10 protein-coding genes are annotated in these 11591 nt (G+C 60.2%); 8 read left to right on the top strand and 2 right to left on the bottom strand.

Annotated elements, in window-relative coordinates; genetic code table 11:
- The first annotated feature begins 68 nt into the window (after positions 1–68).
- From HGP14_RS19245 to HGP14_RS19225, 5 genes are all read left to right on the top strand, one after another.
- The gene (locus tag HGP14_RS19245) at positions 69–437 is read left to right on the top strand and encodes a hypothetical protein (protein ID WP_168831485.1); all 369 of its coding nucleotides are present in this window, start codon (positions 69–71) and stop codon (positions 435–437) included.
- A gap of 205 nt (positions 438–642) precedes the next feature.
- Positions 643–2538: a 5'-nucleotidase C-terminal domain-containing protein gene (locus HGP14_RS19240; protein ID WP_168831484.1), complete on the top strand. Its 1896-nt coding sequence runs from the start codon at positions 643–645 to the stop codon at positions 2536–2538.
- Between the two features lie 129 nt (positions 2539–2667).
- Complete coding sequence (hemH, locus tag HGP14_RS19235; protein WP_168831483.1) at positions 2668–3702, top strand: ferrochelatase; 1035 nt, start codon at positions 2668–2670, stop codon at positions 3700–3702.
- Positions 3703–3785: 83 nt separating this feature from the next.
- Entirely contained in the window at positions 3786–4793 is a 1008-nt protein-coding gene (locus tag HGP14_RS19230) for an SPFH domain-containing protein (RefSeq protein WP_168831482.1), read from the top strand.
- A 3-nt stretch (positions 4794–4796) separates the two neighbouring features.
- Positions 4797–5252, top strand: coding sequence for an NfeD family protein (locus tag HGP14_RS19225; protein WP_168831481.1), 456 nt, complete (start codon positions 4797–4799; stop codon positions 5250–5252).
- Here HGP14_RS19225 and HGP14_RS19220 read toward each other — a convergent pair whose 3' ends face one another.
- A complete protein-coding gene (locus tag HGP14_RS19220) occupies positions 5253–6248 on the bottom strand; it encodes an SIS domain-containing protein (RefSeq protein WP_168831480.1) in 996 nt (331 codons plus the stop codon). It abuts the gene before it with no gap.
- A gap of 140 nt (positions 6249–6388) precedes the next feature.
- Between HGP14_RS19220 and HGP14_RS19215 the strand changes: the two genes are divergently transcribed.
- Positions 6389–7957, top strand: a complete 1569-nt coding sequence (locus tag HGP14_RS19215) for an outer membrane beta-barrel protein (RefSeq protein WP_168831479.1) — start codon at positions 6389–6391, stop codon at positions 7955–7957.
- 2 nt (positions 7958–7959) lie between these two features.
- Here the strand turns inward: HGP14_RS19215 and galU are convergent, their stop codons facing one another.
- Positions 7960–8847, bottom strand: a complete 888-nt coding sequence (galU, locus tag HGP14_RS19210) for a UTP--glucose-1-phosphate uridylyltransferase GalU (RefSeq protein WP_168831478.1) — start codon at positions 8845–8847, stop codon at positions 7960–7962.
- Positions 8848–9048: 201 nt separating this feature from the next.
- On the opposite strand from galU, the gene HGP14_RS19205 reads away from it, so the two are divergent.
- Together HGP14_RS19205 and HGP14_RS19200 are read left to right on the top strand one after the other, a co-directional pair.
- Positions 9049–10272 (top strand): lytic murein transglycosylase, encoded by a 1224-nt coding sequence (locus HGP14_RS19205; RefSeq protein WP_168831477.1) that lies wholly within the window; start codon positions 9049–9051, stop codon positions 10270–10272.
- 80 nt (positions 10273–10352) lie between these two features.
- Positions 10353–11564, top strand: coding sequence for a DUF459 domain-containing protein (locus HGP14_RS19200; RefSeq protein ID WP_168831476.1), 1212 nt, complete (start codon positions 10353–10355; stop codon positions 11562–11564).
- Positions 11565–11591: the final 27 nt, after the last annotated feature.

Below are 11591 nucleotides of genomic sequence, written 5' to 3'. Positions count from 1 at the left end.
GCGGCCTCGCGCCATGTTTTTCGGGACTTTCGCGGCTATAGTCCGCTTCGAATCGCCTGGAGAAACCTATGACGGTCAGAAACATTCTCGTTCTTGCGGGTGCAGCAGCAGCGCTTGCCGCCTGTGTCTCGAACCCGCGCCCCATGCCGGTCGCGACACGCGCCGCGCCGACCGGGGTCGAGGGCTCCTGGACTGATCCGAACGGCCTGAATTCTACCTTCACAAACGGTCAATTCGTCACAAGGACGACCGATGGCACTAACACGCAGATGGCCTCAGGAACTTATACGACCGATCCAAATGGCATCGTCCAGATTAATCTCTTTTCTAACATCAAACGCACGACGTCCAAGGTCAATTGCGCGCTGGTCAGTCAGAGCCAGCTGAACTGCACCTCGGATGCAGGTTCGCAATTCACGCTGACGCGCCAGATGTAATTTCCCGATCAGCTTTCAGCACACAAAGCTCCCCTCGCGGGAGCTTTTTTGTTCTTGCCTCATGGAAAGCGTCCCGGCGGTCATCGCTTTTTCGCTTGCGATTACGCAGGCTTGGTGAAAACATCCGCTCGCCGGGCAACCGACGAGATGAGGGACGAGCGAAGTCGGGGGTAAGGACTTTCGCCATTAAAATCAGGAGAGAGGAATGACCAAGTCTTTTAGCTTCGGTCTGCTGACCGCATCGATGCTGGCGCTCAGCACCAGCGCCGCGTTCGCGGACTACCAGCTCAATATTCTTCATATCAACGATTTCCATTCACGCGTCGAACCGATCAACAAGTTCGATTCCACCTGTTCGGCAGAAGAAGAAGGCAAGAAGGAATGCTTCGGCGGCGCTGCCCGTTTAAAAACCGCCATCGACCAGCGACGTCAGGCGCTTTCCGGCCAGGACGTCCTATTGCTGAACGCCGGCGACAATTTTCAGGGCTCGCTCTTCTACACGACCTATAAAGGTGCCGTGGAAGCCGAGATGCTGAACGCCATGAAGTTCGATGTCATGACTGTCGGCAACCATGAGTTCGACGACAGCGAGGATGGCTTGGCGACCTTCCTCGACAAAGTCCAGTTCCCGGTTATTTCCGCCAACGTGCTTGCCGGCGACAGCTCGAAGCTCCGCGATCGGATCAAGCCGTCGGTGGTGCTCGACGTCGGTGGCCAGAAGATCGGCATCGTCGGTGCCGTAACCAATGATACCGAAGAGCTTTCCTCTCCCGGCCCGAACGTGATCATTGCCGATGACGTCCAGACCATTACCGCAGCCGTTCAGGAATTGAAGGCGCAGGGCGTCGACAAGATCATCGCGCTGACCCATGTCGGCTACCCGCGCGATCTCTCGGCTATCGCCAAGATTCCGGATGTCGATGTCGTTGTCGGCGGCCATTCGCACAGCCTTCTCTCCAACACCGATCCTAAGGCCGAAGGCCCCTACCCGACGATGGTCGACAATCCGGGCGGCTACAAGGTTCCGGTCGTTCAGGCCGCGTCCTATAGCAAGTATCTCGGCGATCTCGTCGTCGACTTCGATGACAACGGCGTGGTCAAGAGCGCCAAGGGCGAACCGATCCTGATCGATTCCTCGTTCACGCCGGACCCGGCGCTGACCACGCGCATTGCGGAGCTGGCCAAGCCGATCGAGGAACTGCGCAAGAAGGTTATAGGCTCGTCCGAAGGTCCGATCGAGGGGGATCGCACGGTTTGCCGCGTCAAGGAATGCTCGATGGGCAACCTCGTCGCTGACGCCATGCTCGACCGCACGAGGAACCAGGGCATGCAGATCGCCATCCAGAACGGCGGCGGCCTGCGCGCCTCGATCGACGGCGGCGAGATCACCCAGGGCGAAGTCATCAGCGTGCTGCCTTTCCAGAACACGGTCGCCACCTTCCAGCTGACGGGAGAAGATGTGGTCAAGGCGCTTGAAAACGGTGTCAGCCAGATCGACCAGGGCGCCGGCCGCTTTGCGCAGGTCGCCGGTCTCAAATACAGCTTCGACAAGTCCAAGCCTGCCGGCAGCCGCATCAGCGACGTTCGGGTTGAAGAGAGCAACACCTTCGTGCCGATCGATCCTGCCAAAACCTACGGCGTCGTCACCAACAACTTCATGCGCGGCGGCGGCGACGGCTATTCGGTCTTCGAGACGGCCGGCAAGAATGCCTATGACTTCGGCCCCGATCTTGCCGACGTGACAGTCGACTATCTGGCGGCGCACAACCCCTACAAGCCCTACACCGACGGGCGCGTAACGGAGGTCTCCGGCGCCATGGCCCAGGCTCCGGCCGCGCCGGCACCCGCTTCGCCCGCCCCGGCGGCTCCGGCACCCACGCAGGAACCCGCGCCTGCCCCGGCCGCGCCCGCCCCTGCAGAGCCGGCACCCGCTGCCGCAACGCCTTCGACCCATGTCATCGCCAGCGGCGATACGCTCTGGGATCTTGCAGAGCAATTCTACGGAGACGGCGCGCTCTGGAAGAAGATTTCTGAAGCCAACGGCAATCCCAATCCTCACCGCCTGTTTGTCGGCAAGGAACTTCAGGTCCCCGCTAAGTAAGACGATTTGTCTCGATCATGAAAGCCGGTCCGGGGTTTCCTGGGCCGGCTTTCCTACATATAGGGATGAAATCAGGCTGGCACGGCTGCGGATGAGCCGGCAAAGACTATCTAGCGTTGGGGGACTAAGATGACCGTTGAAACTTCACACCGTCCGGCGGAGCATCCACCCGTTAAATCCGGCAAGATCGGGGTCCTCCTCGTCAATCTCGGCACTCCTGACGGCACCGACTATGCCTCGATGCGCCGCTATCTGCGGGAATTCCTCTCAGACCGCCGCGTCATCGAGGAGCCGCGCTGGAAATGGTATCCCATCCTCTTCGGCATCATCCTCAATACCCGCCCGCAAAAGGTCGGCAAGGCCTACGAGACGATCTGGAACAAGGAAAAGAACGAGAGCTATCTGCGCACCTATACGCGCAACCAGTCCGATCTGATGGCCGAGCGCTTGAAGGACCTGCCGAACGTCAAGGTTGACTGGGCCATGCGCTACGGCACGCCCTCGATCGCCTCGCGTATCGACGCGCTGAAGGACGCAGGCTGCGACCGTATCGTTCTTTTCCCGCTCTATCCGCAATATGCGGCAGCAACGACCGCGACCGTCAACGACAAGGCGTTCCAGCATCTGCTGACGATGCGGTGGCAGCCGGCGCTGCGCACCGTACCGGACTATCACGACGACGAAACCTATATCGAGGCGCTGGCCAACTCGGTAACGCAGCATCTCTCGACGCTCGACTGGGAACCGGAGATGATCCTCGCCTCCTTCCACGGCATCCCTCTGTCCTACTTCGAACGGGGCGATCCGTACTACTACCAGTGTCAGAAGACCGGCCGGCTGCTGCGCGAAAGGCTTGGCTTGCCGGAGGAAAAATTCATGGTCACCTTCCAGTCCCGTTTCGGGCCGGAAGAATGGCTGCAGCCCTATACCGACAAGACCGTCGAAAAGCTGGCGCAGGACGGCGTCAAGCGTCTCGCCGTCATCAATCCCGGCTTCGTCTCCGACTGTCTTGAGACATTGGAAGAAATCGCCGAGCAGGCGGCCCATTCCTTCCATCAGAACGGTGGCGAACGATTTGCCCACATCCCCTGTCTCAACGACAGCGAGGACGGCATGCGCGTGTTGGAAAAAGTTGTACGCCGCGAGCTGCTTGGCTGGGTCTGAGGCTGTCATTTCCGAATTGCAAAGAACATGTTAACTCACCACATCTGATGATGCGGCGCGTCTAGCGCCGAGGGAGGGTTTTCATGCTCTTGGGCGGTTTCGATATCGTCGTTATTGCACTCGTGGTCTTCGTGATCCTGGTGCTGTTTGCAGGCATCAAGACCGTGCCGCAGGGGTACCGCTATACGATCGAACGCTTCGGCCGCTACACGCGGACGCTGGAACCCGGGCTTAACCTCATCGTGCCCTTCATCGAGCGCATCGGCGCGCGGATGAACGTGATGGAGCAGGTGCTTGATGTGCCGACGCAGGAAGTCATCACCAAGGACAACGCTTCGGTCTCCGCCGATGCCGTTGCCTTCTATCAGGTGTTGAACGCCGCGCAGGCCGCCTATCAGGTCTCCAATCTCGAAAACGCCATCCTCAACCTCACCATGACCAATATCCGTTCGGTCATGGGCTCGATGGATCTCGACGAGCTTCTTTCCAATCGCGATGCGATCAACGACCGGCTGCTCCGCGTCGTTGATGACGCCGTGCAGCCGTGGGGCATCAAGGTGACCCGAATCGAGATCAAGGACATCCGTCCGCCGTCCGATCTCGTCGATGCTATGGCGCGGCAGATGAAGGCTGAACGCGAGAAGCGGGCGCAAATCCTGGAAGCCGAAGGTTCGCGCAATGCCCAGATTCTTCGCGCCGAGGGTGCCAAGCAATCGGCCATTCTCGAGGCCGAGGGCCAACGCGAAGCAGCGTTCCGGGAGGCGGAAGCCCGCGAGCGTCTGGCCGAAGCCGAAGCCAAGGCGACGAGAATGGTCTCCGACGCCATCGCCGCGGGTGATGTGCAGGCGATCAACTACTTCGTCGCTCAGAAGTATACCGAAGCCCTTGCGTCGATCGGCTCCGCCTCCAACGCCAAGATTGTGCTGATGCCGATGGAGGCCTCTTCCATTCTCGGCTCTCTGAGCGGCATTGGAGCGATTGCCAAGGAAGTCTTCGGCGACGACTCCAATCCGCCTTCACCGCGTCCACGCCAGGTACCGTCGCGCACCACGCCGCCGGTCAATCCCTTCAATCAAACCCCGGAGCGCTGACGAATGCTCGCCCGCATCGTTGCAGAACTCGGACCATGGAGCTGGTGGATTGCGGGCTTCGTGCTGCTTGCGGCCGAAATGATGGTGCCGGGCGTCTTTCTCGTCTGGATCGGGCTTGCGGCTCTCGCCGTCGGCATTCTTTCGCTGCTTCTGTGGGACGCAGCCTTCTGGGTCTGGCAAACACAGCTCATTCTCTTCGCGCTCCTTGCCGTTGCGGCCACATTCCTCGGCCGCCGGCTGACGCTGAGCCACGATGCGACCGACGAGCCCTTCCTCAACCAGCGGGGCGCAAGCCTCGTCGGCCGGACGGCGACGCTCGCCGAGCCGATTGCGGAAGGCCGCGGCCGCATCCGCCTCGACGATACGATCTGGCGGGTGATAGGCCCGAACCTTCCGGCGGGAACACAGGTGAAAGTCGTGGCGAGCAATGGGCGCGACTTGGTGGTCGAGCCGCTCTGATCAGGCAACGCCGATCCGCAGCAGGTCGTGGAAGTGCACGAGCCCAATCGGGCGATTGTCATCGTCGACGACGATCAGGGCACCGATATGGTGCTGGTTCAGGAGCGCGAGTGCTGCTGTTGCGAGCATGGTGGGCTTCGCGATCTTCGGCGTGTGCGTCATGATGTCGTCAACCATCAGTTCCGCCAGATTGCGCGTCAGGTTGCGCGCCATGTCACCTTCCGTGACGATGCCGCAGAGCCGTCCGTCTTCATCCAGAATGCCAACGCAGCCGAAATGCTTTCGTGACAGAACCTGGATCGCCTCCGGCATCGGCGTACCCTTGCCGACGAGCGGCACGCGGTCGCCTGTATGCATGACATCGCCGACATGCATGAGGCTCGCACCCAGCTTGCCGCCCGGATGGAAGACGTGGAAATCCCGCGCCGTAAAGCCCCGCCCTTCAAGCAACGCGATTGCCAGCGCATCGCCTATCGCAAGCTGCATCAAGGTCGACGTCGTCGGTGCAAGACCGTTCGGGCAGGCTTCCTGCTCATTCGGAATGAGCAGTACGACATCCGAGGCCGCCGCCAGCGACGAGCTCTCGCTGCAGGTGATCGAGATCAGCGGGATGGAGAATCGGCGCGTGTAGGAAATGATGCTGCGCAGTTCCGCGCTTTCGCCGCCTTTGGATATGGCAAGGACGAGATCGTCCTTCGCAATCATTCCCAGATCGCCGTGATTAGCCTCAGCAGCATGAACAAAAAACGCAGGCGTGCCGGTCGAAGCAAAGGTGGCCGCCAGCTTTGCGCCGATGTGCCCGCTCTTGCCGACGCCGGTTACAATGACGCGGCCGCTGATGCCGCCGATCGTTTCCACGGCCTGTGAAAAGGGTCCGGCAAGACCGTCGCTCAAGGCGCGTTCCAGCGCCTCCAGCCCCCGTCTCTCCGTCTCGATCGTACGCCTTGCGGACTGGAGGACACCGTCTTCAACGAGATTGAGTGCTTTCCTCATCATGATCTTGCGTTAGCGCGTTTCGTTCGGGGTGTCCACCCGCGTCGCTTCACAACCTGTGAACGACGTACACGCAACGAATGATTAACCACAAGGCTTTACGTTCGGGTAACGAATTGAAGCATGCCGCACGCGGAATTCTGATGACCAAGGAAAGAGACACGAGCAGTTTGACGCCGCTCCGGGCGACGCGTTTTGCCGTGTCCTCTGTGGCTCTTGTCGCGGTGCTTTTCGTGCCGAGCCTTGGCCTTGCGCAATCGGCACAGAGCAGGAGCGGCAATGGCACGCTTTCGTCTGCATCGACTTCGCAGTCTTCCTCTTACGGTTCCTCAAACGTGCAACGGTCGTTGCCGGCAGGCGATAACGCGCTCAGCGACGACGGCCTAGCGAGCTCTTCCCCCGTTGCGGCAACCAGCGGGACCCAGCCCGATGCCAACCAGCAGCCGACCACGGCCACGACGAATGCAGATCCATCGGACGAAACGACCGGCTCCATCCTCGATGAGGACATACGGCGCCTGAACATCCGCGAACCCGCAATCGATGATAGAAGGACGCCACGTAAGCCGGACGAAACCCTCTTGGATCAGCAGACGGAAGGCATCCGCATTGGCACCTTCGTGCTGCGCCCCTCCGTGACGCAGACGATCAACTCGGAAACGACGAAAGACAGCGGCACGAAAGACACGCGTGCCTTCCTGCAAACCGATGCCAACGCAACGTTGACTTCCGATTGGGCGCTGCATCAGCTCACGATCACGGGCCTGGGCACATGGCAGCAGAATGTTAGCGGAAGCGGCGAGGAACAGCCTGCCTTCAACATCGACGGTGATCTTCGGCTCGACCTGCCGGACGATACGGTTGCGCATATCAGAGGCGGCTATCGCTTCTATCGCGAGGATGTCGACGATCCGAATGCCATCGCCAATGCCGATCAGCAATCGGATGTGCAGGAATTTTCGGCCGGCGCATCCATTCAGCGCGATTTCGGCATCCTGCGCGGCACTGCCGGGCTCGACTTGACCCGAACGATCTACTCCGACGCCGTGCTTTCGAACGGCACCAGGATCTCGCAGGCAGACCGCGACCAGACGGCCGGCACGTTGCGAACGCGCGTCGGCTACGAACTTTCGCCCGCACTTATTCCCTTCATCGAAGTTTCTGTCGGCAAGACGGTCTATGACGAACGCGAGGATTCGGCAGGATTCGCACGCTCCGGCAATACCTACGGCGGCAAGGCCGGCGTCGAGGTCGATCTCGGAGAAAAGCTGAGGGGCGAGGCTGGCCTTGGCTATGAAACCGCGACCTATGACGATAGCCGGCTGGACTCGATCGGCACCGCGACCGTCGACGCAAGCCTGCTCTGGTCGCCTCTTCGCGGAACAGACGTGAGTTTCGATCTGGCGACCAGCATCGAGCCTTCGACGACGGCGGGCCAGAGCGGTTATGTGCAGCACGCACTGACGACGGCGGTCACACACCAGCTGCGGGACAACCTTCAGGCAACGGCATTGGGCGGGGTGATCTTGCGGGACTACCCCTCAGGCGGCAGCAGCGATGAAACGGTCTATACCACCAGTGCCGGACTGAGCTGGGCCATCAACCGCTATCTCGATTTCACCAGCACGCTGGGATACGAGCTGACGCAACGGGACGAGGGCGCCGACTCGCAGCAATGGCGAGCCGGCGTCGGTCTCAGGCTGAAGCGCTAGCCTCAGAGACGCTTCAGCAGCGCCTTGAAGCCTTCTTCGACAGCGGGACGGATGTCCGCGCGTTCGAGCGCGAATGCGACGTTGGCCAGGATGAAGCCATCCTTTGCTCCGCAATCATATGTCGTGCCGCGGAAGTGGTAGCCTGCGAAATCCTGCGTCTGGAGCAGTTTCAGCATGCCATCGGTCAGCTGGATTTCATTTCCGGCACCGCGTTCCTGCGTCTCGAGGATCTTGAAGACCTCGGGCTGCAGGATGTAGCGGCCGTTGATGAAAAAGTTGGAAGGCGCCGTACCCTTAGCAGGCTTTTCCACCATGCCGGTGATGCGGAAGCCATCCCCTCGCGCTTCGCCTACGCCGACGATACCGTACTTGTGTGCCTGATCGGGGGCACATTCCTCGACAGCGATGATGTTGCCGCCGGTCTGGCCATAGAGGTCGATCATGCCCTTCATGCAACCCTTGCCTTCGGCCTTCATGATCATGTCCGGCAGCAGGAGAGCGAAAGGTTCATCGCCAACGATCTCTCGGGCGCACCACACGGCATGCCCAAGGCCAAGCGGCTCCTGCTGACGAGTGAAGCTGACCGAGCCTGCCTTTGGCAGCTGATCGGCAAGCAGCGTGATTTCCGCCTCCTTGCTCCGCTCGCGCAGCGTCTGCTCGAGTTCGAAATGGATATCGAAATAGTCTTCGATGATGTGCTTGTTGCGACCGGTGACGAACACGAAGTGTTCAATGCCAGCTTCGAGCGCTTCGTCGACCACATATTGGATGATCGGCTTATCGACGACGGTCAGCATTTCCTTCGGCACGGCTTTCGTGGCTGGGAGGAAGCGAGTCCCCAAACCTGCAACCGGAAACACCGCCTTACGAACTTTCTTCTGCTGTCCCACGTAGACCTCCTAGGGGGCTATATCACTATAAACTCAGGCTATTTAGGGTGAACTAGATAGAAAAGGCTACCGTTTTACGAAGGATGACGGCGCAAACAGGTCATGGTAAAGAATTTGTTGACTCCGTTCCGGTAGTGTCGCGTTTGGACGGAAACTGTAGCTCCGCCGTACTTGCAACGAAGATGACGGATACGACCGCCAATGACCCTGGTTCACAAATACTCCTTTCGTGGTCTTGCTCTCGCATTCTTGGTGACCGCCTCCGCAGGTTTGGCCCCGCACAACGCGGCTGCCGACCAGCGGTTCCAGAACTGGATCGCGGACTTTTACCAAACAGCCGCGCAAAATGGCATCAGCAAGGCAACCTACCGGAAAGCTTTCGCCGGAGTGACCGAGCCGGACCCAACCGTCCTCGAAAAAGCGACCTTTCAGCCTGAGTTCACAACCAAGATTTGGGACTATGTGGACTCCCGCGTAAACCCCTACACGGTCGAGATCGGCCGTAAAATGGCTGCAAAGCATGCTGCGACGTTGAAGGCGATCGAACGCCAGTTCGGCGTCGACAAGAACATCATACTCGCGATCTGGTCGATGGAATCGAACTACGGCGAAGTCCTCACGAAGGACGACCGGCTGCACTATGTGCCGCGTGCGCTTGCGACCCTTGCCTACGCGGATGACCGCCGAGCGAAATATGCCAAGAAGCAGCTCGTTGCCGCGCTGAAAATCCTGCAGAACGGCGATATTTCCGCCGACGGCATGACCGGATCGTGGGCCGGTGCGATGGGCCATACGCAGTTCATCCCGACAAGCTATCTGCTCTACGCCGTCGATGCCGACCGAAATGGCCACCGCGACATCTGGAACTCCATTCCGGATGCACTTGCAACCACCGCCAATCTTCTCGCCAAGAACGGCTGGGATACAGGCAGAACGTGGGGCTATGAAGTCGCGGTTCCGGCGAATGCCGCAAAGCAGGCCGGCAAAACGCACACGATTGCCCAATGGGCGGCGATGGGTGTCACCCGTGCAAACGGCAAAGCCTTCCGCGACGGTTCGACGCGAGCCGTGTTGAAGATGCCGGCGGGTGCCGGCGGTCCCGGTTTCCTGATGACCGCCAACTTCTTTACCATCAAGAGGTACAATGCGTCCGACAGCTATGCGCTTGCCGTCGGTTTGCTTGCCGACGAGATCGCCGGCTACGGCGGTATGAAGCAAGCTTGGCCGCGCCCGGACGGCACGCTGGACATCAAGGAAAAATTCGAGCTGCAAACGCGCTTGAAGACACTTGGCTATTACGATGGCAAGGTCGATGGCAACTTTGGTTCGGGTTCTAAAGCCGCCATCTCGGCCGTCCAGGAACGTCTCGGCATGCAGGCCGATGGCCAACCCTCCAAGCCCCTCCTGAACGCTCTTCGGCGCTAGAAGGAAGAAATCCGCGACATCGTTCCATGGGGAGTGGACGCGTGTGCCACCGCCGTGCGAAAATGTCGTGAGAGGCGGGCATGACCATGCGTATATCGGGCAACAAGCGGAAATTTGGCTGGCGGGCGCTGCTTTCCGCAACTTTAGTGCTTTCCTTCAGCGCGCCAGCGGATTTTGCCGGTGCCCAGGAGCGCTATTACTACCGTCGCTCGTTTTGGGATGTTTTGCTAGGCCGCCGTTACATCGACCAGCGCTATTCGCAGCCGCCCGAAGTTCGCCGCGCACCGCCACAGCGTCAGTTGCGCAGGCGGCCGGCACCGCTTTCGCCTACCAGAGCCGCCGCTCCCGTGCGGCCCGCCGCGCCGATCCAGCAGGAACCGCCGGTCCAGAAACTGCAGAACGCGCAGAAGATTCTGATTGTCGGCGACTTCCTCGCAAGCGGTCTCGGCGACGGTATGACCGAAGCCTTCAAGACATCGCCGGGCGTCGTCGTCGAAGCCCGTGGCAATGTCTCCTCCGGCCTTGTGCGCGACGACTACTATGACTGGCCCTCGCAGCTCCTGAAGATGATGGACGAGGTAAAGCCGGCGATGGTCGTCGTCATGCTCGGCGCCAACGACCGGCAACAGATGGTAACCGACGCCGGCAAGGAAAAATTCAAGACCGACGGATGGTATGCCGAATATCAGCGTCGCGTCGTCGCATTCGGCAAGGATGTAACCGCCCGCAAGATACCGCTGCTCTGGGTCGGGTTGCCCGCCTTCGAATCGCCCTCCGCGACAGCCGATGCCGTTCAGATGAACCAGCTTTATCGCAAGCAGGTCGAAGGCGTCGGCGGCGAGTTCGTCGACATCTGGGATGGTTTCGTCGACGAGAACGGGCAATTCGTCGTTACGGGTTCCGACATCAACGGCCAGCAGGTGCGCCTGCGCACTTCGGACGGCATCAACCTGACGCAAGCCGGGCGGCGCAAAATCGCCTTCTATGTGGAAAAGCCGGCCCGCCGCCTTCTCGGCATGCAGGCAAGTCCCGACCTTGTGCGTCTCGATACGAGTAACGCACCTCATCTTGGACAGCCGTCGAGCCCGCTTGGGCTGCCGATCAGCCTTTCGGATCCCAATCTTGACGGCGGAAAGGAGCTTCTCGGCGGCATGCAGCTTCCTGTCAGCCAGACGAAGTCGCCTCGGGATATGCTGGTGGAGGAAGGCAAGATGGAACCTGCGCCGGCAGGACGTATAGACGACTACCGGCTACCGTCAGGCAAGGAGCCGAAGCAGGTCTCAACGAAATAAAAGAAGCCGCTAAATGCGGCTTCTTCC

This window comes from Rhizobium sp. P32RR-XVIII, assembly GCF_012641395.1.
Taxonomy (GTDB): domain Bacteria; phylum Pseudomonadota; class Alphaproteobacteria; order Rhizobiales; family Rhizobiaceae; genus Rhizobium.
The sequence above is the reverse complement of the archived record's forward strand: the minus strand, read 5'-3'. Positions and strand labels throughout refer to the sequence as shown.